Source organism: Methanobacterium sp. (genome assembly GCF_016217785.1).
GTDB lineage: Archaea > Methanobacteriota > Methanobacteria > Methanobacteriales > Methanobacteriaceae > Methanobacterium.
On the sequence record NZ_JACRGA010000027.1, the window covers coordinates 160,832 to 187,087 of the forward strand.

At 40.2% G+C, this 26,256-nt stretch carries 25 protein-coding genes; 8 read left to right on the plus strand and 17 right to left on the minus strand.

Annotation, left to right across the window (positions count from 1 at the left end):
- Positions 1–251: 251 nt before the first annotated feature.
- The gene (locus HY987_RS12250) at positions 252–1,685 is read right to left on the minus strand and encodes an MATE family efflux transporter (RefSeq protein WP_292759176.1); all 1,434 of its coding nucleotides are present in this window, start codon (positions 1,683–1,685) and stop codon (positions 252–254) included.
- 55 nt (positions 1,686–1,740) lie between these two features.
- The gene (locus HY987_RS12255; protein ID WP_292759179.1) at positions 1,741–2,217 is read right to left on the minus strand and encodes a MarR family winged helix-turn-helix transcriptional regulator; all 477 of its coding nucleotides are present in this window, start codon (positions 2,215–2,217) and stop codon (positions 1,741–1,743) included.
- A 253-nt stretch (positions 2,218–2,470) separates the two neighbouring features.
- Between HY987_RS12255 and HY987_RS12260 the strand changes: the two genes are divergently transcribed.
- A complete protein-coding gene (locus HY987_RS12260; protein ID WP_292759182.1) occupies positions 2,471–3,289 on the plus strand; it encodes a hypothetical protein in 819 nt (272 codons plus the stop codon).
- A 448-nt stretch (positions 3,290–3,737) separates the two neighbouring features.
- Here HY987_RS12260 and HY987_RS12265 read toward each other — a convergent pair whose 3' ends face one another.
- The gene (locus HY987_RS12265) at positions 3,738–4,679 is read right to left on the minus strand and encodes a flavodoxin domain-containing protein (RefSeq protein ID WP_292759185.1); all 942 of its coding nucleotides are present in this window, start codon (positions 4,677–4,679) and stop codon (positions 3,738–3,740) included.
- A 153-nt stretch (positions 4,680–4,832) separates the two neighbouring features.
- Positions 4,833–5,363: a PsbP-related protein gene (locus HY987_RS12270; RefSeq protein WP_292759188.1), complete on the minus strand. Its 531-nt coding sequence runs from the start codon at positions 5,361–5,363 to the stop codon at positions 4,833–4,835.
- A gap of 182 nt (positions 5,364–5,545) precedes the next feature.
- Here HY987_RS12270 and HY987_RS12275 point away from each other — a divergent pair, with 182 nt between their 5' ends.
- Positions 5,546–6,499: a ribonuclease H-like domain-containing protein gene (locus HY987_RS12275; protein ID WP_292759191.1), complete on the plus strand. Its 954-nt coding sequence runs from the start codon at positions 5,546–5,548 to the stop codon at positions 6,497–6,499.
- A 123-nt stretch (positions 6,500–6,622) separates the two neighbouring features.
- On the opposite strand, the gene polX is transcribed toward HY987_RS12275, so the two are convergent.
- Positions 6,623–8,323 (minus strand): DNA polymerase/3'-5' exonuclease PolX, encoded by a 1,701-nt coding sequence (gene polX / locus HY987_RS12280; protein WP_292759194.1) that lies wholly within the window; start codon positions 8,321–8,323, stop codon positions 6,623–6,625.
- A gap of 125 nt (positions 8,324–8,448) precedes the next feature.
- On the minus strand, positions 8,449–9,828 hold the full coding sequence (locus tag HY987_RS12285) for an MFS transporter (protein ID WP_292759197.1): 1,380 nt from the start codon (positions 9,826–9,828) through the stop codon (positions 8,449–8,451).
- Positions 9,829–10,065: 237 nt separating this feature from the next.
- Here HY987_RS12285 and msrA point away from each other — a divergent pair, with 237 nt between their 5' ends.
- Positions 10,066–10,548, plus strand: a complete 483-nt coding sequence (msrA, locus tag HY987_RS12290; RefSeq protein WP_292759200.1) for a peptide-methionine (S)-S-oxide reductase MsrA — start codon at positions 10,066–10,068, stop codon at positions 10,546–10,548.
- Between the two features lie 86 nt (positions 10,549–10,634).
- Here msrA and HY987_RS12295 read toward each other — a convergent pair whose 3' ends face one another.
- The gene (locus HY987_RS12295; RefSeq protein WP_292759203.1) at positions 10,635–11,351 is read right to left on the minus strand and encodes a hypothetical protein; all 717 of its coding nucleotides are present in this window, start codon (positions 11,349–11,351) and stop codon (positions 10,635–10,637) included.
- A gap of 288 nt (positions 11,352–11,639) precedes the next feature.
- Here HY987_RS12295 and HY987_RS12300 point away from each other — a divergent pair, with 288 nt between their 5' ends.
- From HY987_RS12300 to HY987_RS12310, 3 genes are all read left to right on the plus strand, one after another.
- Entirely contained in the window at positions 11,640–12,053 is a 414-nt protein-coding gene (locus HY987_RS12300; protein ID WP_292759206.1) for a PaaI family thioesterase, read from the plus strand.
- A gap of 109 nt (positions 12,054–12,162) precedes the next feature.
- A complete protein-coding gene (locus HY987_RS12305) occupies positions 12,163–12,573 on the plus strand; it encodes a ferritin-like domain-containing protein (protein WP_292759210.1) in 411 nt (136 codons plus the stop codon).
- Positions 12,574–12,733: 160 nt separating this feature from the next.
- Positions 12,734–13,096: a hypothetical protein gene (locus HY987_RS12310; protein ID WP_292759213.1), complete on the plus strand. Its 363-nt coding sequence runs from the start codon at positions 12,734–12,736 to the stop codon at positions 13,094–13,096.
- Positions 13,097–13,226: 130 nt separating this feature from the next.
- On the opposite strand, the gene HY987_RS12315 is transcribed toward HY987_RS12310, so the two are convergent.
- The gene (locus tag HY987_RS12315; protein ID WP_292759216.1) at positions 13,227–13,934 is read right to left on the minus strand and encodes a 5-formyltetrahydrofolate cyclo-ligase; all 708 of its coding nucleotides are present in this window, start codon (positions 13,932–13,934) and stop codon (positions 13,227–13,229) included.
- Between the two features lie 208 nt (positions 13,935–14,142).
- Between HY987_RS12315 and HY987_RS12320 the strand changes: the two genes are divergently transcribed.
- Positions 14,143–15,198 carry a hydroxymethylglutaryl-CoA synthase gene (locus HY987_RS12320; protein ID WP_292759219.1) on the plus strand — a complete coding sequence of 352 codons (1,056 nt, stop codon included), beginning with the start codon at positions 14,143–14,145 and terminating at the stop codon, positions 15,196–15,198.
- Between the two features lie 35 nt (positions 15,199–15,233).
- Positions 15,234–16,388, plus strand: a complete 1,155-nt coding sequence (locus HY987_RS12325; RefSeq protein ID WP_292759222.1) for a thiolase domain-containing protein — start codon at positions 15,234–15,236, stop codon at positions 16,386–16,388.
- A 130-nt stretch (positions 16,389–16,518) separates the two neighbouring features.
- Here HY987_RS12325 and HY987_RS12330 read toward each other — a convergent pair whose 3' ends face one another.
- The 9 genes from HY987_RS12330 to HY987_RS12370 all read right to left on the minus strand — a co-directional run bounded on the left by HY987_RS12330 (position 16,519) and on the right by HY987_RS12370 (position 26,252).
- Positions 16,519–16,854 (minus strand): rhodanese-like domain-containing protein, encoded by a 336-nt coding sequence (locus HY987_RS12330; RefSeq protein ID WP_292759225.1) that lies wholly within the window; start codon positions 16,852–16,854, stop codon positions 16,519–16,521.
- Between the two features lie 59 nt (positions 16,855–16,913).
- Complete coding sequence (locus HY987_RS12335; RefSeq protein ID WP_292759228.1) at positions 16,914–18,413, minus strand: oligosaccharide flippase family protein; 1,500 nt, start codon at positions 18,411–18,413, stop codon at positions 16,914–16,916.
- Between the two features lie 347 nt (positions 18,414–18,760).
- Positions 18,761–20,401, minus strand: a complete 1,641-nt coding sequence (thsA, locus tag HY987_RS12340; RefSeq protein ID WP_292759230.1) for a thermosome subunit alpha — start codon at positions 20,399–20,401, stop codon at positions 18,761–18,763.
- 199 nt (positions 20,402–20,600) lie between these two features.
- Positions 20,601–21,110, minus strand: coding sequence for a hypothetical protein (locus tag HY987_RS12345; RefSeq protein WP_292759233.1), 510 nt, complete (start codon positions 21,108–21,110; stop codon positions 20,601–20,603).
- Positions 21,111–21,389: 279 nt separating this feature from the next.
- Positions 21,390–21,803: a hypothetical protein gene (locus HY987_RS12350; protein ID WP_292759236.1), complete on the minus strand. Its 414-nt coding sequence runs from the start codon at positions 21,801–21,803 to the stop codon at positions 21,390–21,392.
- Positions 21,804–22,035: 232 nt separating this feature from the next.
- Complete coding sequence (gene asd / locus HY987_RS12355) at positions 22,036–23,082, minus strand: aspartate-semialdehyde dehydrogenase (RefSeq protein ID WP_292759238.1); 1,047 nt, start codon at positions 23,080–23,082, stop codon at positions 22,036–22,038.
- 115 nt (positions 23,083–23,197) lie between these two features.
- Positions 23,198–24,016, minus strand: coding sequence for a 4-hydroxy-tetrahydrodipicolinate reductase (dapB, locus tag HY987_RS12360; protein WP_292759241.1), 819 nt, complete (start codon positions 24,014–24,016; stop codon positions 23,198–23,200).
- A gap of 128 nt (positions 24,017–24,144) precedes the next feature.
- Positions 24,145–25,035, minus strand: coding sequence for a 4-hydroxy-tetrahydrodipicolinate synthase (gene dapA, locus HY987_RS12365; RefSeq protein ID WP_292759244.1), 891 nt, complete (start codon positions 25,033–25,035; stop codon positions 24,145–24,147).
- Entirely contained in the window at positions 25,032–26,252 is a 1,221-nt protein-coding gene (locus tag HY987_RS12370) for an aspartate kinase (RefSeq protein ID WP_292759246.1), read from the minus strand. Before HY987_RS12370 ends, dapA begins: the two co-directional genes overlap by 4 nt.
- Positions 26,253–26,256: the final 4 nt, after the last annotated feature.

Below are 26,256 nucleotides of genomic sequence, written 5' to 3' on the forward strand. Positions count from 1 at the left end.
ATACATTTACATCACTAAAATCAGACAATATTAGGATTGAAATAATACTAATTATACAGTAGAAATGAAGGATCTACTAAATCAAATGATAAAATGAAACCCCAACTTCGTTATAGAGATGTTTAACGAAGTAAACAAAAATGAATTTCACATTCGTCTACAGCAAGAATGATTTCAGCATCAAATCTGCCCTATCCTTTGTAATTAGCTCTATCTAACTTCGTTAGATGTTCATAATTATTTATTTAAAGTTACAGCCTATTTAACTGTGGATCTAATTTTGAACTATCTTCCAGCCGTTTTATGTATATGTGCGCCCAGATATATGCAAATATACTTCCAAAAAGGTTTCCTATAATAATTCCCCACCATACTCCATTTTCTCCCCAACCAAGAAGGATTGAGAAAGTGTAGGCAAACACACTGACAAAAGCCAGCTCCCGCAGTACGGTTAAAATAAGAGAGGTTGTTCCTTTACCAACTCCCTGGAATACTGAACTGGACATAGCTCCTAATGGTAGGAATATGAAAAATAGGCACATTACCTGGATGAATGAAGCAATTGTGGGTGATAAATATGCACTTGCGGAACTGTAAGTGAATAACATGGCAATATAATCTGCAAATACATATAATAAAATACTCGTTACTGCCACTACAAGAAGTCCGATCTTCAAAGAGTATTTATATGTCATATGAAGAGTTCCATATTTTTTAGCTCCATATGAAGCACCAACAACTGTAACCAGTGCAGTTCCTATACCTATTATTGGTGCCATGGCAAACATCACTACTCTCCAACCAGTAGTATAAACTGCAACTGCATCTGTTCCTGCAACCATGACCAGAATGGCATTAAGAACAATTGAAAGAATGGATATCACGAGGAATTCAACACTTGCTGGCAGTCCCACTCCTAAAATATTTTTAGTGATGGTTCTATCTGGCATAAAATCCTTAAATGAGAAAGAAATATAGGTGTTCCTCTTTACAAATAGCCAGTATAGCAAAATAACAGCTACTAATGCTGTGGATATAAATGTACCCCATGCTGCCCCTGAAATTCCCCAACCTGCAACATAAATGAGTATGGGGTCAAGAACCATATTCACAACTGAGGATAATATCATTGCATACATTGCTCTTTTGACATCACCCTCTGCACGAAGTATGCCATAAGCTGCACCTACAAATAGCATTAAGATGGTTCCTAGAATGATAACCTGTGCATACTGGATTGCAAGATCTAATGTACTTCCTGCACCAAAAAGGATGAGTATTGGTTCAAGAAATACCAGTAGAACTACAGTCAGGATAAGTGAAATACCCATTGTAAGAACTAGTGTATGCATAGCAGCATTATTTGCAGATTTTTTATTATTTGCACCAATATAACGTGATATCGCAGAAGCTGCACCTGCTCCTAAACCATTATTTAACCCCACAAGTATCAAGTATAAAGGGGTTACAAATCCAACTGCTGCTAATGCATCTCCGCCAAGACCAGCAACCCAAATTGCGTTAACGATGTTGTAAAGTGACATTAAGATCATTGAAATGATCATAGGACCTGAAAGTTTAACCAGGGCTTTTTTAGGGTCACCAAGAATTGTAATGACTCCTTCTGTCTTATCATAATCCGTAGAATGATTTGGAGTTGATGGTGTTGATTTATTCCTTTGCATTTAAATACAGCTCTTGTTAATTTAAAATTTTCCAATTTTAATCTGTTTTAAGGGATTAAATGCGATTTCTAATTTTTTCAATACTGTTTTCAGCTAGTAAATTCATAAAATCCATTAATTTAGAAATTTCATCTTCATTTAAACCTTCACAAACTACCTCTTTCCATTCCTCATCAATATCCTTAATTTTGGGTATGATGTCCTTTCCCTTTTCGGTTAAGGAAATATGATATTTACGACGGTTTTCAGAGTCAATGGTACGACATAAAAATTCATCATCTTCCAGTTCTTTCACTATACGTGCAATAAATCCTTTATCTATTTGATGTATGTATGCAATTTCATCCTGCGTAATTCCAGGACAATTCGAAATCAACATTAAACATGGAATGTGCCTGCCTTTAATGTTTAATCTTTTTGCTTTTCGATTTGTGAAGACAAGATGATTTCTGCAAATTATAGAAAGAAATATTTCCAGCTGAATATCTAAATCACCCATTTTATTCCGCAGATGTAAATCAATATCTTCCATTTTAGTACCCCTCTTATTTTTTTAATACACATACATTTACATCTATAATATATAAATTTATTGTCTAGACAACAATTGTTAAAACAACAAAAATGAGGAAAAATTTGGTTAATTCCACTTCAAAAATAATTAGAGAAATAATAGAGAAGTTAATTTATAGCAGATATCATCTGATTACCCATAAATACTCCAAAAATCTTATTATGATTTATAAGAATTTCTAAAAATTTTAATGATTTAAAAAGGGCAGAAAATGAGAATTCCGTTTAAACCAAATACAGGCCACAGAAAGCTTCAAAAGCAAAGTAAAAAATCCGAACCTCCCATTGAAGGATTTAAAAGATTTATAAGCCTTGAAACAAAGGGAAAACTGATCATATCAGGGTGTGCAGTGATTATCCTGGTTTTTTCCGCAATTCTGCTGACTGTATCCCTAAACGGGGCTCCTACTCTAAGTAACAACAACTCGTCCCAGATATCTTCGATAGTTCTGGGCCAAACCAATGACTCTACAGTGGTGAAAGAGGGACCTTATGGAAATATCAGTTCCAATGTCACTGTAGCTTACATTGTAGGGGTTCACCCCCGGGAATCTGGTGCACATCAAGCAATGATAGAATCATTACGTGAAAATGATGCCTCTCTTGAAAAAAAATATTATTTGTACATAATCAATGCCCCATTATACCAGAACAATTATCCGGCAGAACGTATGAACGGCCAAGAACTGGCAAATAAATACGTGGTACCCGATATAATTAACAATCATTACCAGCTGGCAGTTGATGTTCATTCCAGTAATGGAAGTTACACAGTAACCAGATTTGTCTTCGTACCAACCACTGATAATAAATCCCTCTCCATTGCCCGTGAACTGGCCAATGACATCTCATGGATGAACTATTACTACCCATCAGATCCTTCAAGCACAGAATACGTTACCATCCCCTTAATAAAGGCAGGAATACCATCCATTGTCTATGAAACATATAAATACGATTCCAACAGCACAACCAGGGATCATGCCAGAGAATTTATAAAAGTAATTGACACCAGCAAATTATGGGAATGAACAAATTGAAATACAATTACAACACTCAATCGATGCAACTCACATATTGATCAGTTATTCCCTAATGATTAACCACTCCCACAATTCGGGTAAATTTTCTTCAAATAGGAGTCATAACTAATTATTAACTAGTGTTATAAAATCAGTGCAAATCTATCCTTCCCCACTTTTTCCCAAACCACCCGTTTTTCATCCATCCAGTATACATGTGGCTAATAATTTAGGCTAATTTCAGAGATTTTGCATTCAAATCAAATTTCATACTTTGATCATTAGTTATATTAATGATTAATTAATAAGTTCCTGGTGAAAAATAGTATTTGGATCTTTTGGATATTTTTTTAAAATTAGATATTTTAGGGTGAATAATTTAGGGTGGATAAATTTTTTTATGAACTACTTTTCATTGGCCTCCCATCATTTTTTATCCCGAAATTTTTTTCTTAATCTAAAACTTCAAAACCTGTCTTGCTGAGTATCCCTCCTTTTCAAACTTTGAGTTTAAAAATTCAACCTTCTCCAAATCCACCCTGATGAGTTTGAGATCCAATGGAAGTGATCGGATGTAATCCATGCTAAGACCCTTCATTTCTATGGCCTGTTGGTATTCCCCCAGCTCTTCCACCATGATTGCCTGTCCCGTGATTTGCATCCCTAAAAGGTTATTCATATCAGTGTAATCTTCGTATACTGCTACTGAAACCCTGGAATTGGAAAGTAAGTTGGCAAACTTCCGCCCACCCTCACTGAGAATATAGAGATGCCCCTGATGGTAGTTGTACTCCAGTGGAGTGGCACGTACCCGACCCTGTGAGCTGGTGGCCAGGGTGCAGGTGTTGTGTTGTTTTAAAAATTCTTCAACTTCTTTGCGAAGTTCTGGCACGGGGAGTTCATCTAAAAGTCCATCCCTTATGTCAATAAGGCGCAACGCCCATTCCACAACTTCTTTATCACTGAATAAGTCCATTCCCTGGGAGGGTAATCCTTCCCGGGAAATATATTCCTTGAGTGCCTCATAATCCCGGTCATTCAAACGATCCATTTCCAGGCGACCTCCCAGAACACCCAGTTCAAGAACATTACCCCCTAAACTATCTTCCACTTCCCTGAGAACACGCAGACCTTCAGAACCATTAAGACATGTACAAAAAAGGGCTATGCTTTTTTCATCAAGCCATTCTCGCTCATTATCAAGAAAAATTTGCAGTTTAGGGTGGATCTTCCCATTATAGATAGGGGTACCTATTACTATAAAATCAAAGTCACGACATCCCTCACCAAACCGTGAGACAGGATAACGTCGGGAGGGACCCAGAATAAGTGAAATTATGTTAGCTGCTTCCCAGGTAGATCCATACCGGCTTTCATATAAAATAAGGGTTTTAATCAATAATAACTCCCCCTTGCACGTTTATTAAAGATTTTACGCACATTATACCCTTGAAACGTTTCATAGAAATTTCCCCCCATAAATTCCCCTCTAAAAAAAAGGGGGAAATGGGATTTTATTTTAACAATCCCCTATATATTTAAACAATACCCATTATTCTACCTGGAAGTTTTTGACAATCACGTCAAAATAGGGTTTAGATGCATTAGTATCTGCACCACCACCCGTGGCAAAGAGAATAAGGTACAAGGAATCGTTCTTCTCGAAATCAACAAGTCGAGCATAGGTATTGTTTCCAAGAGTATCCTTTCCAGAGTAGCTAATATCACTGGCACTGACACCTGCGATGTTGATGGTTGTGTTGGTAGCATTCTGACCGGATTGCTCGGCCTGGGTTATAAGTTCCTGTCTGGTTTGAGTCATGTTGTTATCAGAGGTCTTGGGGAGTTTAAGTATTAACACCACACTGCCTTTGGTACCGTTGGTGGATAGGAACTCAGAATTAGCAACCATTATCTGAGTAGAATTGTTGCTAACCTGACTGGTCACATTCCAAGTATCCGGGTACTGGAATGATATTCCACTTGCCGAAAAATTTTTTGTGGTAATTGTAGGAGAGGTGGTACATCCTGAAATCATGACCACCACTGCCAGTAAAGCTAGTAAAACTAAATATTTCTTCAAATTTCTTACCCCCATTGTATGAATTATAGAATAAATTAATAATTATAGCTATATATGGTCTTAACAACCATAAATAATGATGGTAATTAAATAATTTTAAACAAGTTACCTGAAAAATCAAAAATTCAGAAATAAATCAAAATCACAATTAAATCCATAAATTACCTTTGTGGAGTCCACATATGACTTATGAAGTTGAAAATAACCCTCAAAAACTTAAAGAAAAACTCTTAGAAGATTATCAGGATAAATCACTGGAAGACTTGGAGTATGGGGAAGAGATAGATACTAAATGCGGTTCCTGTTACTGTTTCACCACTCATGAGAAGTTAGAAATCAAAACTCTCAAGGAAAAAATGGTTAATGAATGTTTGATCAGTGATTTGAAATTGATTAAAGGAATTGGTGAATCTAAAGAAAGAAAACTTAAAAGTGATGGATTTACCTCCCTGGATGATCTGAGGGATCATCCTGTTTACAGCACCAGCGCCTGTGAATTTTTAGAAAAAATGGAAACATCAGACATTTGCGCCCTCTCAGACTGGATATCAACCAGGTACTCCCCGTCCCATCCACTTAACCTTCTTTTGTCCTCCCTGTCCGGTACTGAGAACATGCTTTTCATGGATATTGAAACCCTCGGTCTTAAAGACGTGCCATTGATCCTTATTGGGGTTGCAGAGGGAAATGAAGATGGTTTGACCATAAATCAGTATTTGTTAAGGAATTTGAAGGAGGAAAAAGCAGCACTGGAGGGTTTTCTATCTCACCAGAATAGTGATAATGTTTACGTTACCTTTAATGGGCGTAGCTTTGATGTGCCATTCATTAAAAACAGGATGCGTTTTCATCATCTGAAAAAAAGTATCAACACCCAACACCTGGATCTTCTCCACTTTTCCCGGCGCCAGTGGAATGACCAGCTTCCCAATTGCAGGTTGCAAACCCTGGAAAAACATCTTTTCGGTGTCGAGAGGTGTGATGATGTTCCCAGTAGTAAGGTTCCTGATTTCTATCTCACCTACCGTGAAACAGGCAACATTGGGCCATTGGTGCCTATAATCGAGCACAACCGAGAAGATGTGGTTACCCTGGCCAGAATACTCTCCTTACTCCATCAGTGCTCAGATTTTTAGAGGACATATATAGTGATCCGTATTTTAAATCGTCAAATCCTTGAAATCGTTAGTCACACCACTTGAATCATCTAGTCCTTAAAAATTAGTTTAAATATGATTCCTAATAACTCTATAAATAGTCTAACCTACTACTTTTAACAGCTTCTTCAGTGGAAGGGTGTTTACAATATCCTTTTTCTCGGCCCACCCCCTGCGTGCGGTGGCCACACCCAGTTCCATACAATTTAAATCAGCGATATGATGACTATCAGTGCTCACTGATAAGTGGCATCCGTATTCTCCTGCCATTTTAACATGAATATCCTTCAAATCCAGTCTTTTAGGTTGTGAGTTCACTTCCAGAATGGTTCCTGTTTCACTGGCCTTCTGGAACAATTGTTCAATATCCAATTTATAGGGCTGCCTTTCTTTTAGCTTCCGACCGGTGGGATGGGCTAATATATTCACATGTTCATTTTCCAGTGCCATTAAAATCCTTTCACGCATCTTTTCAGGATCTTGTCTGAGATCGTAGTGTACTGCAGCTACCACTAGATCCATCTCGTTTAGAATATCACCCGATATGTCCAGATTACCATATGAATCTAGATTAACCTCCGCACCCTTCAATATGGTTATACCCTCAATTTCTGAGTTGATTTTGTTGATTTCATTCATCTGTTGGGTTAATCTTTTCTCATCCAGGCCCCGGGCCACTGGCAGGTGGGTGTGGTCGGTTATGGCCAGGTACTCATATCCCAGCTGGGATGCTTTATTAGCCATTTCCAGGATACTTGCTTTACCATCACTCCATGTGGTGTGTATGTGCAGATCACCTTTAATATCATTATAATTAACCAGGTCAGGGAGTTTACCTTGCTGGGCTGCTTCGATTTCACCGGTGTTCTCCCGAAGTTCCGGTGGAACGTAATCCAGTCCCAGTACCCTGAAAACATCACTCTCTGTTTTACCGGCCAGGCGTTCTGCTCCCTGGAAGACACCGTACTCATTGAGTTTCATGTTACGAGATATGGCGATTTTCCTTAGACTGATGTTTAATTCGCGTGAACCAGTGAAGTAAACCATTGCTGAACCAAAATCAGCCTCTTTAAAGACCCGAATATCTGCATCCATTCCATTGTAGAGTCTTACTGTTGACTTGGAATGTCCTCTGACTATTACATCATCAACCAGATCCATCTGTGTAAAAAAATCCATTACTTCATCTGGATGTCGGGTTACAGTGAGTATGTCAATATCTCCCACAGTTTCCTTCCTGCGTCGGATGGAGCCAGCGATTTCCACCTGATCAACCACATCCAGGTCACCTAATCTCTGTTTGAGCTCACAAGCCAAGGGTAAGACATACCCTAACAACTGTCTTCCCGTACTTTTACGGGCGAATTCCAGATTCTGGAGAATTTTAGCTTCAGTTTTAGCACCCATACCCTTTAATCTACGGATATGATGACGTTTAGCCTCTCTTTCCAGGTCATCCAAGTTTTTAATCCCCAGTTCCTGATAGAGGAGTTTTATCTTCTTGGGACCTAATCCCTCCACCGACATCAGCAAATCCAGGTCCAGTGGAAATTCGTCTTTTAAGTTTTCCAAGTATTCCAATCTTCCGGTTTCTAGTATCTCCTCAATTTTATCATGTATATGCTTACCTATCCCGGGTAGCTCCTCCAGTTTTCCCTGTTTTCCTATATCAGTTATGTCCACACTGAGGGTTTCCACGGTGTGGGCTGCTCTGCGGTAGGCTTTGGTCCGGAAATCAGCACCATCCATCTCCAAATAGTCTGCCACACGGTGGAGTATGGAGGCAACTTTATGATTCTGCATAGGATTTTATTATGTGCCTGATGCCTAAAATTTTTTTAGATTAACCAGTTATAACAGAGAATTGAATCATTACAAGATAATTAATCATCGACGATAAATTAATCATTAAAATACAATTAAATAGATTATTGCTGATTTTTATCCTTATTTCCACCGGCCATGGAGGCCAGTACTCCTAAAAAGCTCAAAATGGCGAATATGGCAAATGATATCCTGGTGCTGGTGATGAATTCTGGATATATATGAGGAGTTATGGTGGAACTGCCCAGAACCAGAACCAGAACCAGAACCAGCAGAACCACTCCCATGCCAGACATCTGCCCCAGGACACGCATGGTAGTCACTGTGGTGGAGGCCACTCCATAAAGGTGGGATTCCACACTGCCCATTATGGCATTGGTGTTGGGTGAAGAGAAATTGGCAAACCCCAAACCCAGAAGGCCCAGACCAATGACAATCACCATCATACTGGTTTCTGCTCCCAAAAAAGCAAATAATACACATCCAATGGTGTTGAGGACCATTCCAAATGCAGCCACCTTCCGGGGTTCGATTATATCCGATATTTTCCCAGCCAGGGGTGAGAAAATCACCATCATTACCGGTTGCACCGAGAGGACAATCCCCGCCCACTGTGGATCCAGTCCTTTAATGTACTGCAGGTAGAGGCTCAGGATGAATACAATAGGTGCAGCAGAACAGTAGCTGATGAATGCTGCCAGATTGTAGAGGGTGAAACTCCGGTTTTTGAAAATACCAACATCCAGAACCGGGCTCTCCATCCGGCTTTCTATTATATAAAATAAGATTAACCCCACCACACCTCCTAAAATAAGGTAAAATCCCATAGTTTCTGGTAAAATTGACAGACCGTACATCAAGGTTACCAGTGTGAATCCTAAAATGATTGATCCAATAATATCAAATGATTTTCCACTTGCTTCAGCCCATTCACCTTCCACCCGGGTTACGGCAAGGGTGGCCAGGATTCCCAGGGGCACGTTAAAGAAGAATATACTTCTCCATCCGAAATATTCTGTTAAGAAACCCCCTAAAACCGGACCCAGAAAAAGTCCCAGAAATGCTCCGGTTATGGTTATGCCCAGTGCTTTCCCACGATCACTTGCAGGGAAGATGGAAGCTATGATGGCAAAAAGGTTGCCGAAGATCATGGCACTGCCTGCGCCCTGTAAAACCCGAAATACCAGGAGCATGTCAATTGAAAAGGATAATGTAGCTAAAAATGATGATACAGTGAATAGTATTATTCCATAGGTGAAAATTCTTTTTCTACCATAAATATCAGCGATTCTGCCGAAAGGAACCAGACAGACAGCCAGGGCAAGAAGATAAGCCGTTGGGATCCAGCCCAGGAGTATGGCTGTGGCAGTAAATTCACTTCCAATTGAAGGCAGGGCTATGTTGATGGATGATCCCACAAAAGGGGTTAAAAATGAGGTTAAAACCGCCACCATCAGGGCATATTTTCGGGGAGAAATGGACATAATAGGATACCGAAAGTGTTATTTCATCATTACAAACATATTATTATATTAATTTGTTTATCTTTTTTAGATGATAAACATTACAAAAAAGGGAAAAACTAATTAATCATTCCCTTCTCTAAACAAATGCTTTAAAAGGGGCAGTTAATGGGTAATCCTTATTAAAATAACTTGGTAATCCTTATTAAAATAACTTAAAAAAATTAAGGAATATTTTAAAAGGGAGGAGTGTGTTCTGTGACTGAAAATAATAAAAAGGCAACTTTTGGGGCTGGTTGTTTCTGGGGAGTGGAAGATGCCTTCAGGAAACTGGAAGGAGTAGTTGAAACCGCAGTAGGTTATGCTGGTGGGGATTATGATAATCCCTCATATCAGGACGTTTGCTCAGGAGTTACGGGTCATGCTGAAGTGGTTGAAGTTACCTATGACCCCGAAATTGTTTCCTACACAGAATTACTGGATCTTTTCTGGAATATCCACAATCCCAGCACTTTAAACCGACAAGGACCAGATATTGGAGCCCAGTACAGGTCAGTTATCTTTTATCATGACCATGAACAGGAGAAACTAGCCCGTGAGAGTAGGGAAAAAATGGATGCATCTGGACGCTACCCTGGGAAGATTGTAACTGAAATCAAACCAGCACCCACTTTCTGGAGGGCAGAAAAGTACCATCAGCAGTATATAGAAAAAACGGGCCAGAAGGGTTGTCATTTTTAAATAGGAATAATATTGCTAATTAAGGGATTCTTCCGTCTAGGTTGTTAACTTCCAGAGGGTGTTCTGTACTTCCACATGTGTTCTGATTATAAATCAAGTAAATCCTTTAGGTTAACGAGCTTATCCCCTCCATTTATAAATCTGGGTGGTATGCTCCTTTGAATAGAACCCTTAACTCCCAGTAGTTCTTCCATTTGAGGTGAAACTGCATGATAATGCCTGCCAATCTTATTCAACTTTTTTTGACTGATTAAGATGGCTTTATCAAGTATTTTACTTCTTTCAGGATCTCCCACCACAAGTACCATTTCACCGATGTCTGAATCGCGTTTAAGATGGGAATTATTAGGATATTTCTGTTTGATCCTCCTCATTTTACTGGAGGAACTGTTATGAGAATCCACAATCAACATTACAGTGAAATAACCAATTATATAAAGGGCTTCAGGATGTTCGGACTTCTGGTAAGGGGTGAGACCTGCGTAAAATACTAGAATATCTCCCGGTTCTAGTTTCAACAGGCAACCTGCCTTCTTACCAACATCACCATAGGTGAAGGTGGTAAATTCCGGATCCAGGTGCACTTTCCGGTCAACCACCCCTGGTGGAAGGTAATCCGAAAGAGGCTTTCCTTTTCTACCTGTTAAATCAACATAGGTGCGTTTTTCCCTTGATTTTTCATCTTTTTCTGATAGGGGTATGTATTCAAAACTTCCATCAGGGAAAATAGGAGATAGGATTCCATCACTGGATTTGTCAATTCCCACCCTCAGTAACATGGCTTTCATGGTTTCCTTTTGCACAAATGATTTTCCATTTAAATATCCCAATTCAAGGATATCTCATTTTATATTAGAAATATACCGACATTCCTTAATATAAATCTACATAATTAGAAAATCTACATAATTAGAATTCTATGGGTAATTATTTGAAAATTTGGGTAATTATTTTGAAATCTATGAATAATCATAAATTCTATAATTAAGACATTTTATAATAAATGGGAGATAAACTGCACACATTGAATTTGTTTAGATCCTTTATAATCCGATATAGAACCATATATAATTGGAAGGTTAGGTTTTAAAATGGAAAAAATTTTAAAGTTCTTTGAAAATGATCGTTTTGCAGATCTAAGTAACATTGAAGTGGTCAGTATTTCCCCTGGAAAAGCCACCACCACCATGGAAGTGGAAGAAATGCACCTTAACGGGGTGGGAACTGTTCATGGAGGTGCATTATTTACCCTTGCTGACTTTACCTTTGCTCTGGCAGCTAATTCACACGGTACAGTTACTGTGGCTATAAACGCTAACATATCCTATTTTAAAGCTGTCAGTAGTGGATTGTTACATGCTGAAGCCCGTGAACTGTCCAGTGGTGGTAGGATTGCCAGCTACACTGTGGATATATACGATGAGGCACGTGACCTGGTGGCAGTCTTTCAGGGCATGGCTTACCGTAAGAAGGAAAAGATCAGTGATTTTATTGATGTTTCCTGATTTAAATGGATATTTCCTGATTTATAGATGTTTCCTGATTTAATTGATGTTACAATATTCAATGCTATATTAAAGAATTTCCATATTCAAATAATCGTGGGGTGTTATTTTGGATAAAGAAGATATAATTGCCATGTTGAATGATGATTTCGTGAGAGAGTTGGAAGCAACCATGGTTTATGTGCAGAATTCATTTTTAATGGAAGACTGTGATCCCAGTCGTGTGACCGAGGCCATATCTGTGGATGAAATGAGACATATGTGGTGGTTGGCAGACCTTATTACTAAAAGAGGGGGTAAGCCAACTATGGAACATAAGGAACTGAATTTTGGTGGTGACAACCTTGAAGAAATGCTCCATCGGCAGATCCAACTCGAATCAGAGGGTATTGATATTTACACCCACCAAATTGAGGTCATTGATGATAAAGAAGTAGTGGGAGTCCTGAAACACATAAGAGATGAGGAAAGACGTCATCGTAAGGAATTCCGTGAAAGATTAGATAATCTAAAGGATTAAAAATAATTTAAAGACAGATTTATGAATTATAATAATTTAAAGAAATATAAGCCCTATTTGGAGACATTAACAGTTAATTAACAGCCTGAGAATTAGGACTGAGAATTGGATATTTAATCCTTCATTTAAGTATACTCAGATGTGTAGATGGTAAAATAATATGAAACTTACTCCTAAAGAAGTTGATGAACTTCAAGAGAAATTATTAATTGTTCACCGGTTTATTTCCCAGGAAAAAAAGTTTAAAAGCTTTTATTACCAGGGAATAGATGTCAAAGAGAGTATCAATGATGATCAGGGCATGATAAGCAAACTCATGGAACTGGATGATGCTGAGGAACTTTTAAAAAACTGCATAATGGAACTGGAAGATATGAAACACAATGGACAATCATTCACCCCTGCAGAATTCCATGAATTCCTCATTAACCAGGATTGGCAATTACTTTACAAAAAATATGGTATGAAAACCTCTGAAGATGTAGGAAAACTGGATCTGGAAATGTTTTTAGAACTTTTATAAATAGTTAAGATTTAACAATAGTTTAGAATTTAATGTTTGTTTTTAGAATGTTAAATAAGTTAAAACAGATTGTTAAGATAAGGAGTAGTTTAGACTTTCCTAATATACTCCCAAATACTTTAAAACTCTTTTAATGTAATCTCTCTTTTAATGTAATTTTATCCATCCTGATAACCATTTCCGGGGTTACCACCATGTTAATCCGCTCATCATGTTCCTCGGTGGGAACATGATCCACTATCTGCATTGGATGCACCGGACTGCAGAGGGGTGTTTTCCCACCAATAATCTCCTCTCTGGATAGGAATGCTATTTCCTGATCAGCAAATCCCCTTCCTTTTCCAAGCCGATTCCCCTCTAGATCAACTCCCAGAGAACCCTCCACCACCAGATCAATCCGAGGGAAGTTAATGATCATTTCCCCCAGTTTAAACGCCCCTTCAATAGTGGAAGCTTTTTTTTCATTGCCACTGACTTTCACGGGATCCAGGAGAATATATCCATTTTTTAGTTTAGGGGTGGCCATCACCAGAACCTTACCATCCAGAAGTACGTTTTCACGCACATCCTTCAAGCTTGAATCCGGACTGGAAAAGACTGTTTCTGAATTCTGCCACTCTAAGGTATTCCTCAATCTTAGAGCAGCCATATATGCTCCTTCAAAGTCAGGAATTCTTCCGAAGCATGATTTGGAGGTTCTTAAAAGATCATTATCCTCAAAAACTCCCCATATCATCTTTCTAAGTTTCTGCTTATCCTCAACTTGCATTACATTTACTTTATGAGTTATATCTAATAAATACTTGAAATATGGCAGTTCTCTAAAGAATGCTACCATCTCCACCCATGACATACATAAGTATATAAACTGGTTTCAGCCTTAATTTAATTACATAATTTTTTTTAATATACAGAAGGATTATAAAGGAAAATATAAGGTATACCTCAATTGAACCAATTATAAATCTGTATATGATTAAATAAACTAAAAAAAATTAACTCAACACAAAAAATCAGTAATACTATTAAGACGGTTGTGATTTAATATGGCAGGAATAGTAGGATATGGAGTTTACATACCTTCATACCGTATAAAGGTTGAAGAGATTGCAAAGGTCTGGGGAGATAATGCCCAGGCAGTTTCCAGGGGACTGGTGGTTAACGAAAAATCAGTACCATCCCCAGACGAAGACACAGCCACCATATCAGTGGAGGCATCCCGTAATTCACTTAAAAGAGCAGGTATTGATCCACAAAAAATCGGAGCAGTTTACGTTGGCTCAGAATCACACCCCTACGCAGTTAAACCCACTGCAACCATAGTGGCTGAAGCTGTGGAAGCCAGCCCTGATCTTACTGCAGCGGACCTGGAATTCGCATGTAAAGCTGGAACTGCAGGTATGCAGATTTGTATGGGCCTGGTTGATTCTGGAACAGTTGAATATGGTCTTGCTGTTGGTGCAGACACTGCACAGGGTGCTCCCAGCGATGCACTGGAGTACACTGCCTCTGCTGGAGGAGCAGCATACATAATTGGGACAGAAAATACCATAGCTGACTTTGAAGGCACCTACAGTTTCACCACTGACACCCCTGACTTCTACCGTAGGGAAGGTAAACCATACCCCCGTCACGGAGGACGTTTCACCGGTGAACCTGCCTATTTCAAACACGTACTCGCAGGGGCCAAGGGAATGATGGAAAAAATGGGCACAGAAGCCTCTGATTATGATCATGCAGTTTTCCACCAGCCCAATGGTAAATTTTACATAAGAGCTGCCAAAAAACTTGGATTCACTGAAGAACAGTACAAAACTGGACTCCTGACACCAGTGATTGGTAACACCTACTCTGGTGCAACACCACTGGGACTGGCAGCCATCTTGGACATTGCCCAGCCCGGTGAACGTATATTTGCAGTTTCATACGGTTCCGGTGCAGGTAGTGATGCTTTCAGTATCACAGTTAATGAGGAAATAGAAGAAAAACGGGAACTGGCCCCTAAGGTTCAGGATATGATCAAAAACAAAGAATACGTGAACTATGCCATTTATGCCAAGTTCAAGGGAAAAATGAGGATGGCAGGTCTAACTCCACGTTAAACATTAAGGATTATCATAAATGGAGGAATGTTAAATTGAGAGATGTTGCAATTATTGGAGTTTCACAAACCAAATTTGGTGAATTGTGGGAAGTATCATTTCGTGATCTGATTACTGAAGCCGGAATGAAGGCTGTTGCCGATGCAGATATTGAAGGAGCAGACTTAGAAGCCATGTATGTGGGAAACATGACTGCTGGTCTATTTATACAACAGGAGCATATAGCCTCTCTCATTGCCGACCATTCAGGTCTAACACCCATACCCTGTACCCGGGTGGAAGCAGCCTGTGCATCAGGTGGTTTAGCCCTCAGAAACGGAATTATGGCTGTGGCCTCTGGTTATCATGATGTGGTTATCTCTGCTGGAGTGGAGAAGATGACTGATGTGGTGGATCCTACCCCGGCCATTGCCACTGCATCGGACCAGGAATGGGAAGCCCAACAGGGAGTTACCTTCCCCTCACTCTACGCCATGATGGCCCGTCGTCACATGCATCAGTACGGAACCACCAGGGAACAGCTGGCAATGTTCAGTGTTAACAATCACAAGAATGGTGCCCTAAACCCACTGGCCCAGTACCCCTTCGAAATTGGTGTGGATCAGGTTTTAAACTCAACTATGGTGGCTGACCCCCTAAGATTACTGGACTGTTCCCCGGTAACTGATGGTGCAGCGGCAGTTATACTCTGCCCTGCAGAAGATGCCCGTAAATACACTGACACCCCAGTTTACGTAAAGGCTTCGGCCCAGGCATCCGGTACCATTGCCCTTCATGACCGACGGGATATAACCACCATTGACTCCACAGTACATGCGTCCAGGACTGCATATGATATGGCAGGCGTGGGACCTAAGGACATCGATGCAGTGGAAGTACACGATTGCTTCAGCATAAATGGTATATTAGCCATTGAAGATCTGGGATTCGTGGAAAAGGGACAGGGTGGTAATGCTGTAGAGGATGGTTTAATTGCAATTGATGGAGACTTACCAGTGAACCCCTCTGGAGGACTTAAAGCACGCGGACATCCATTAGGAGCCACTGGAATTGCCCAGGCAGCTGAGATGGTCTGGCAACTCAGAGGAGACGCGGGTAAAAGACAGGTTAACGGTATTGAGATCGGTATGACCCACAACATTGGTGGTACCGGCGGTACTGCAGCCGTGCATATCTTCGGCCGTGAATAACTTCCCCAATGTATAAAAAAGGAAGAAAAAAAGATTCTTCCAATCACTCTATTTTTTGATTAATTATTTTTTTGGATTTAAAAAAAAATATTCGTTAAAGGAATGATTATTTTAGATTAAGAATAGAATTCTATTTTAAAGGTAATCCCTGTCTTTGCCATTCCATTATTCCACCGGAGATATTGTATATGTTCTCAAACCCCAATGCATTCATGGTACTGGCACATCCAGAACTCCTCATCCCAGAACGACAGTAAACAAGGTACGTCTTGTTTTTATCCAGTTCCTGTACTTTATTCCTAAAATCAGGGGATTGGTAATTTAGGAGTATGGCTCCCTCAATATGGGATTCGGAAAATTCTCCAGGAGTCCTAACATCAAGTAATACGAAATCAGGGTTATCAATATTCTCTTTTATTAATTTAAAGGCATCTTGAGGGGTTATATTCATTATCTGTTTTCCCATGTTCTATCTCCTACGTTCAAGAATTAAATTAATAATTTTACTACACAATATATTTGTCTTTAATGTTTAATGTAATTTGAGAGAGTGTGAACTGACTGGGTAATGGCAAGTCGAATATCCATCAGGAAATCTCTGAAAAATATTAACTCTTTCTCCTGGATTCCACCTAACCTCCATAAAATAAAGTAGTAGAAGGATAGTGCAAGAATCGAAGCCAAAATAATATCAAGTGGTTTTTGAGGATTAAAAATGATTAATATCAGGCTCATCATGGTACCTGTAAAAATACTCTTGACCAGGAACCATCCGTAAAGGTGGGGACGAATATAGTTATAAGAATAATAGAGGGTAATGGTGAATGCAAATATGTATACCAGTAATGAGGTTAATGCTATTCCAATTATTCCCCAGTAAAATCCAAAGGTAATATCCATCACTAGATTTGAAACTGCGCATATTATCCATAAATTGCCAGTTATACGTGTTTTTCTTTCTAAAATAATCACCTGAGACATGATCCCATACAATCCAAAGAAAATACCACCTAAAGCAAGTATGGGAGTTATGAAGTAACCTCCAAAGGCTATCTCCTGAGTTGAAAGAACCTTTAAAATTGGTTGGGATAGAATTGATATTAAAAAGAATAGTGGAATGGATAGTATAAGAAAAAGCTTAATGGAATAATTTAACAGAGTTCTAATCTTTCCTATCCTGCCTTGTGCATGATATAAAGCTAGGTTAGGAAGTAGAAGTGTATAAAAAGGGGACATGATAAGGGAAATGATGTTACCCAGCAAGTAGGCTGCAGAGTAGTAACTGACAAAGGACAGTCCCAGGAACAATCCAATTAAATAACGGTCCGTGATGTCCAATATCCAGAATGAAAGGTTAGTGGGGATGGTGGGTAGACCAAAATTAAGATATTCACGTAAGTTAGAAAAAAGAGGTATTTTAAAGCCAATCTTCCTTAATATTAAAATATACATGGCAAAAATGAGTATTAACTGACTTATAACCAGGCCCATAATTGCACTGTTGATACCACCACCAGTTAGAACCAGTATGGCCACCAGGATAACTGCAATGTATGCTTGCGCCAATGAAAACAGGGAATATTTCTTCATTTCCTGGAATGTCCGGAAAAAATCAAAAAACAGAAGGGTTAGGCCATTTAAGAAGATGCTGATGGGAAGAAATACCGCGGCAAACATGTTGCCATTAAAGAGATTTTTTGCCAGGAAAGTTGAGCTTAAAAGGAATATAATTGCCATTAGCAGGCTTCCCAGAACTACTGTAAATCCCACAGAATAAAAGACTTCTTGAATTTCCCCCCTACTTTGATGGGGAGATAAAAATCGGACCATGGTATAAGGAAGCCCTAAAACTGCTATTGCTGGTATTATGGTTATAGTAATTGTGTACTGCACCCAAACACCATACTCCAGGGTTGTCAAGTTCTGAGTAAGAATTGGCAATAAAATAAGTGGATTTAAACTTACCAGGATTGTGGTTATGCCCAGAAGCCCTATCTTTTTTAAAAATGTTTTGTATTCCTGCAAAACTTCGCACCACCACTTAGCAGATGAAGTGATAAAGTGTCATTATTAATTTTTGTTAAGAGTATCATTAAACTCTTTGTAAGATCATGAAAAAAAATAGGAATATAAAAGAATTAATGTAAAAGTTAGAGAATTAAATTGGAATTATTCACCTAAATTAAATATTAGTCACCTAAATTAAATTTTAAGGAAATCTTGAAATTATTCTTTGAGAATAATAGAATTATTTTTAATAATAATCTTTCATTAGGATAATCCGGATATAATTTCAGAGAAAGAAAATAAGTTAAAACGAGTTTTATTCCATTTAATACTTTAAAAAAATTAAAAAATGTAAGTCCTGAGACTTACATCATTGGTGGCATTCCACCAGGCATTCCGCCCATTCCTTCCATTCCACCCATGTCAGGTTCTTTACCTGCACCAGTGGATGCAATGACGTCGTCGATCCTTAGGATCATTTCTGCGGCTTCTGCTGCGGATTGGATGGCCTGTTTTTTGACTCGGTGAGGTTCGATGACTCCGGCACGGTACATGTCGGTGACGTCGCCTGTGAATACGTTGAGTCCCATGTATAATGATTTTTCATGGGCTGCGCGTAGGTCCACCAGAGCGTCAATGCTGTCCAGTCCTGCGTTTTCAGCCAGGGTTTTGGGTACTACTTCCAGTGCTTCTGCGAATGCAGTAACAGCTAGTTGTTCACGGCCGCTGATGGTGTCAGCGTATTCTTTAAGTCCTTTGGCTATGGAGATTTCTGCAGCTCCTCCACCAGCAACTACTTTACCGTCTTCGATGGTTGCGGCAACTACGCCAATGGCGTCTTCGATTGCTCTTTCGATTTCATCTACCACGTGTTGGGTTGAACCGCGGATGAGGAGGGTTACTGATTTTGGGTCTTTGCAGTCTTCCACGAAGATCATTGCTTCGCCGGAGATTTTCTTCTCAGCTACTGATCCAGCCAGTCCCAGGTCTTCGAAGTCTAGGTCTTCAATGTTGGAAACTACAGTGGCTCCGGTTGCCCGGGCGAGTTTTTCCATGTCTGATTTTTTGACTCGGCGCACTGCCATGATTCCTGCTTTGGCCAGGTAGTGCTGTGCCAGGTCGTCAATTCCTTTTTGACAGAAGAGGACAGTTGCTCCGGCATCGGCTATTTTGTTAACCATGTCCTTGATCATCTGTTCTTCTTGTTCAATGAAGGCCTGCATCTGGGCAGGGTCAGTGATACGGATTTCAGCGTCCACTTCGGTTTCTTTAACTTCAATGGCACTGTTTAATAATGCGATCCTTGCGTCTTCCATCTTTTTAGGCATGCCAGGGTGTACTGGTTCTTTGTCGATTATGACACCGTTTACGAGTTGGGAGTCATCTATGGTTGCTCCGTCTTTTTTCTCGATTTTGATGTGGTCTTGGTCGATTTCCCCGTCATCTTCAACCTGTTTGACTGCACCGACCACCAGTTCTGCTAGTGGTTCTCGTGCTTTTTCGGTTCCCTTTCCTGTCATGGCGGTCATTGCCACTTTCATGAGGGTTTCCCTGTCGTCTGCATCAATGGATATGACGCTTAGGATTTCCTGAGCTTTTTCAGCTGCTTGCCTGTATCCCATAGCTATTATGGTAGGGTGAATGTCCATGTCCAGGAGGTTTTCTGCCTTTTTGAGTAGTTCTCCAGCGATAATCACTGCAGTGGTGGTTCCGTCTCCCACTTCATCTTCCTGAGTTTTGGCTACTTCCACCAGCATTTTTGCTGCAGGGTGCTCGATGTCCATTTCTTTGAGGATGGTTACTCCATCGTTGGTTACTACGATGTCACCTAATCCATCTACGAGCATTTTGTCCATTCCTTTAGGCCCTAGAGTTGTCCTAACGGTTTCTGCTAAGACTTTCCCGGCTAATATGTTCATTCTCTGAGCATCTCTTCCTAAAACTCTTGAAGAGCCCTCAGGCATTATAATAATAGGTTGTCCTTGTCCTTGTCCTAATTGTGCCACATTATCACCTCAAATTGTTTTATGTAAATGATCAGTAGGTTAGCGATTATATAAATAGTTTGCTATTACATGTTGAGTTGATTTTAAAATGATGTGCAGTACCATTCGTAATTTTAAAAGTGCATAAAAAAACAAAGTTCATGATTTAAAACATTTTGAAGAGATTTAACACTTTTGAAAATAGAAAAAAAGTATATTTTTAGTCCTTATCTATTTTCTTCCACATTATGGTATTTTTATTATCCCTTGAATGGAAGTAACCCTTCCTTTCCAGGTTTCTGAGGGCATGTTCAAAGTTCTGGAGTGTGAGTTCAGTAAACCCCATATCAGTAATCCAGTCAAAAAGATTTTCAACTGTATCCTCCTTGTCCGGAAGTAACAGGTAAATATTGGACTGGAATGAGGTCAAATCCTTTTTAGGTTTTTGGGTTAGTAGTTTAAACTGATTTTTTATCTTCTGCAATTCTTTTATTTTCAGATCCTTTTCTTCAAGTAGTTTGACTAATTCCTGGATTTCTTCTTCCTTTTTCTGGATGAGTTTATCCTGATCTTTCTGTAACTCCTGAAGTTTGCCGTGCTCCTGAACCAGGGATCTAGAAGATTCTTTCTGGCACTTTTTAAGTTCGATCTTCAACTTGCTGATCTCTAAAAGACAGGCTTTAACCAGCTGCCTCAACTGCTCTCTCTCTGTATCCTTCAAAAAGGCCATGGTTATCACGTGAATAATGGAATTATTATTATCAATACAATCCTAATCTAATCTTATTTATGCACCAATCTCCTTTTAAGCTTTGAGATTGAACTAGTATTCTAATACTAATCCCCAAAAAAAGAATATTCTTATTATCAGGCAAAGCCACTTTTTACAGATAAACAAAGAATTTAAAAATCTAACCCAGCACCAAATAAAGGGTGTTAATTAATTTAAAACAGGAACTAGTATTTCCAAGAATTTATGGCACTATGAAAAAAGATAAAAAAAGAGGGGTTAAATAATGGCAGTTGTAGAAGCTCCTCCCCATGGGGCTGTAGTGCTTGCTGTGCCCAGATTTTTCCCGCCTTTCATTATAGAAGTGGTTAGAGTACCAGAGCCACCCTCTGTTTTTCGGGCAGAAATTGTGACAGAACCGGATACGGCACCTAAATTAGTTGTTTGATCCCCAGTACCCGATAGCGCACGATATCCAAAGGTACCACTTACATCAGCAGCCCAGCTACCAGGATAATTTACAACAACACTGACATCATTAGAAGCGGACGCATTAGAAGATGCGTTAGAAGCAGACGTGTTTGAACTGGAACTGTTATTAGTTGATGTGTTATTATTTGAAGTACATCCAGATATGACAACAACAAAACAAACAAGAACAATTAACCCCAACATTTTTTTTGATAATTTCATAAGTTATTAACCTCCTACACATTAATTATATTTGTCATAATTTATAATGTTAGTATAATATTACTTTTTGGTTTGAACAGAAAATAATATAGTTGAACTCCCTTGATACTAGCAAGAGATAGGAGGAATGTAGTGTAATGGCAAATCAATTATTAAAACAGATCTCAGAAGATAAAAATATACTTATAATAAATTCCTTAATCAAAAATAAAGAGTTAATGTAGTAAAAATCCTACATTATCTCCGAAATAAGTTCTGCATTTAGTATAGATGCTCCAGCAGCACCCCTAACAGTGTTGTGGCCCAAAAGGACGTATTTCAGGCTTTGGGGGAATGTTGCATCCTGCCTGAGTCTTCCCACAGTAACTGCCATTCCTTTCCCCATCATACGGTCCATGCGTGGTTGGGGTCTGTTTTCCTCTTCCCTGACAATAACCGGATTTTCAGGAGCCGAGTAAAGATTCAGTTTCTGGGGAAGCGCCTGGAAAGTTTGCAGAGATTTTTTAATATCTTCCAGGTTGAATTCTTCATCCATCTCCATAAAAACTGCTTCAGTGTGACCATCCACCACTGGTACTCGATGGCAGGAGGTGCTGACTCCAAATGTAGCTGGTTCCACATTCTCACCATCAAAATCACCCAGAAGGTGCAATGTTTCTGCTTCCATTTTTTCCTCTTCCCCCCCAATGAAGGGTACCAGGTTGTCCAGCATGGCCATTGAGGGAACTCCATTGTAGCCTGCCCCAGAAACAGCCTGCATGGTGGACACGTATACACGGTTGATGTCGTACTGGTCGTATATGGGTTTCAGGGTAAGTACCAGGGCTATGGTGGAACAGTTGGGGTTGGTGACAATGAATCCATCCCATCCCCTGTTTTTCTGCTGAATTTCAATCAGATCCAGGTGTTCTGGGTTTACCTCTGGTATGACCAGGGGTACATCTGGTTCCATGCGCATGGCACTGGCATTTGAGGCCACTTTCATGCCTGCTTCGGCGAATTTGGGCTCAACTATTGCTGCATTTTCTGCAGGTAGTGCTGAGAAGACTATCTCCACATCCTTCACCTGGCTGGGGTCGGTGTCCACCACCACAGCATCTCGCACTGCCTCGGGGATGGGACTGTCCATGTGCCAGGTCACTGCATCCTGATATTTTTTTCCTGCAGAACGCTGGGAAGCCGTGAGGGCTGTTATCTCGAATTTAGGATGATCCTCGAGAAGTTGTATAAAACGCTGCCCCACCATTCCTGTTGCTCCTAAAATACCTACATTTACCATATAACCACCTTTTAAACCTTTTAATATACTGTTTATTAATTACTATCCATCAACTCTATATAATACTATCACTTCTTTGATTCAATAATCTGTTCATTAATGAATGGAATACTGTTCATAATCCCAGAACATCATCCATATTACTTATCTTACCCTTTTCAGCTGTCACCACATAGCGGATGGCCTTGATCACACCATTGACAAATGCCTGCCTGGTGCCTGCACGGTGTACGATTTCCAGTCTTTCTCCATCTCCGGCGAATAGAACTGTGTGGTCTCCCACTATGTCTCCACCGCGAACTGCGTGGATTCCGATTTCTTCAGGTGTTCGCTCACCCACCATCCCTTCCCGGCCATAAACGCCCACTTCATCCAGGTTACGGTTTAGGACTCCTGCTATGAGTTCTGCGGCCTTCACTGCAGTTCCGGATGGTGCGTCTTTTTTATGTTTGTGGTGTGCTTCGATGATCTCCACATCGTAATCTGTGAGTATGGCAGCCAGTTCTTCCACCACCTTAAAGAAGACGTTTACTCCCACTGCCATGTTAGGGGATATAACCGCCCCTACCTGATTATTTTCTATAGCGGACTGGTTAGATTTCATCTGTTCTTCTGTGAAACCAGTTGTACCCACCACCAGATTAACACCTGATTCAGCTGTTGTTTTTATGGTACCTACTGCTGCCACGGCAATAGTGAAATCCACCAGTACGTCTGGTTTTTTTACATTCAGTGTACTGCTAAGTTTTTCTGCCCCCACTATGGGTACGTTAATGGGTCCAATTCCCATAACTTCACCTACATCACGCCCTTCCAGGGGTGTGTTAGGAGCTTCTATGGCTGCCACCACCTGCATGTCATCCTGCTCGAGGATGGTGTTGATGATCATGGACCCCATTCTTCCACCGGCACCAGTTACTGCCACATCTATCATAATATATCATCTCCTAAAGATTGTGTAATCCTTAAAAAAATAAATAAGAAAAAAATAAAGTATTGTCTTAAAAATCCAATTGCCCTGGATCCAGGCAGTTAATAGGCTTAAAAAAAAAGCTTTTAAAGTTAGATCAACTGCAGATCCAGGAGTACCTTCTTAAGTTTCTCCTGGCTTTCATCTTTTAATGGAGCCAGAGGCATGCGCACATGACCAGCAGGCCTACCCATCATGTTAAGTGCTCCCTTGGCTGGCACTGGATTGGACTCAACAAAGAGAACCTTCATTAAGTCGTATAACTCATAATGAAGATCCTGAGCTCCTTTAAAGTCTCCTTCCAGGGCTTTTTTCACCATTTCACTCATGCGTGCCGGGTCTACATTACCCACCACACTGATGACTCCTTTACATCCCTGACAGATCATGGGAAGGGTGAGGTTGTCATTGCCAGACAAGACCATGAAATCATCCTGTCCCAGATTTTTAAGTGTATGAATAGTCTGGGAGACCTTGTCCAGATCGGGGTTTGCTTCTTTAATAGCTACAATGTTATCGAGCTGGGCAACACGTCCAATGGTTTCCACATCAATATCAGTTCCGGTACGGGAGGGGACATTGTAAACTATAATGGGAATGTTCACTGAGTCCGATAACATTTTATAGTGTTCATAAAGTCCGTGTTGTTGGGGTTTGTTATAGTAAGGTGTTATCACCAGTGCGTAGTCTGCACCGATATCTTCTGCGTATTTAACCAGGTCGAGTGCTTCTTTGGAGGAGTTGCTACCTGCGCCAGCCACTGCAGCCACCTTGCCCTTCACCTCATCCACCAGGATCTCCATCATTTTCTTCTGTTCCTGGTGAGTTATGGTGGCAGACTCACCGGTGGTTCCGGCGGCCAGTAGGCCATTTACACCTCTCTCTAGGAGATAATTCATGTTCTCCCGCATTCCCTCTTCATCTACCGTGTCTTCACGGGTGAAGGGGGTTACCATAGCAACTGTGGTACCTTCCAATTTCATTCCAAGACTCTCCTTACCATTTCATAAGCTCTCTTACCATCATTCCAGTCCACAAATATAACCACTGAAGTTTGACTTGATGAAATTTCCACTATGTTTATTTTATTCTGACGTAAAGGTGCGGTGATTTTGGTAATAATACCCGGTGTGTCAATGAAGTCCTGGCTGTTAACGGTGATCATGGCGATCTCCCTACCCAGGGACAGGGAACTCATATCCGGGTTTTTCACCACCACCTCATGAAGGATTTCATGAGCAGAATCAGCCACTGATTTATCAATGAAAAGGGTTATTGAGTTTTGACCGGTGGATATACCGTAAATATTGATATTATTATCCTGCAGGGTTTTGGTGAGTTCAGCCAGGATTCCAACTTTAGTCAGGATCTCTTCACCAACCACCGCAATGACTGAGATGGGTTCATTGTTAAGGGTGGTTGATCTTAACATTTTATCCTTGGAGGGACCCATTATCTCTGTTCCTGGTGCTGAAAGGTCACCGTGTTCAAATCCTATGATTTTGGCGTTTATTTTAGGGTCTTTGTATCGCAGTGCATGAGGATGCAGTACCTGGGCTCCGTGGGTTGCCAGATCCCTCATTTCTTCCACACTGATCTTGTCCAGTTTCTTGGCGGACTGTAATTTATTGGGATCAGTGGACATCACTCCACCTACATCAGTGACAATTACCACCTCTTCTGCCTGGAGGCAGTGACCCATAAGAAAAGCGGTTATATCACTCCCACCCCTTCCCAGGGTGGTGATGTTACCTTCTAAATCTTTTCCCAAGAAACCACAGATAACAGGGATCACTCCCTGATCCAGGAGTTTTAATATCTCCCGGGATCGGATCTCTGTCTCTGCAAAGTCAATTTTAGCATTTAAATAGTTGCTGTCAGTTATAACTGGCCAAAGTTCCATATGAGGATCTAAATATTCTGATTTGACACCCAGGGATTCTATGGTAGATGAGAATACCCTTACACTGGTGATTTCTCCCATGGAGATTATATCTGCCATTTGTTTCTCGGTTATGGCATCTCCTATGGATTTATTTACAATTTCCAGAATGTCATCGGTGGTCTTGTTGATGGCTGAAACAACCACCACCACTTTCTGACCCTGCATGTACTCTTTAACCACTGCACGGGCTGCTTTTTTGATCCTTTTCCCATCTCCGATGGATGTTCCTCCAAACTTGGCCACTATTATTCCCATAGCA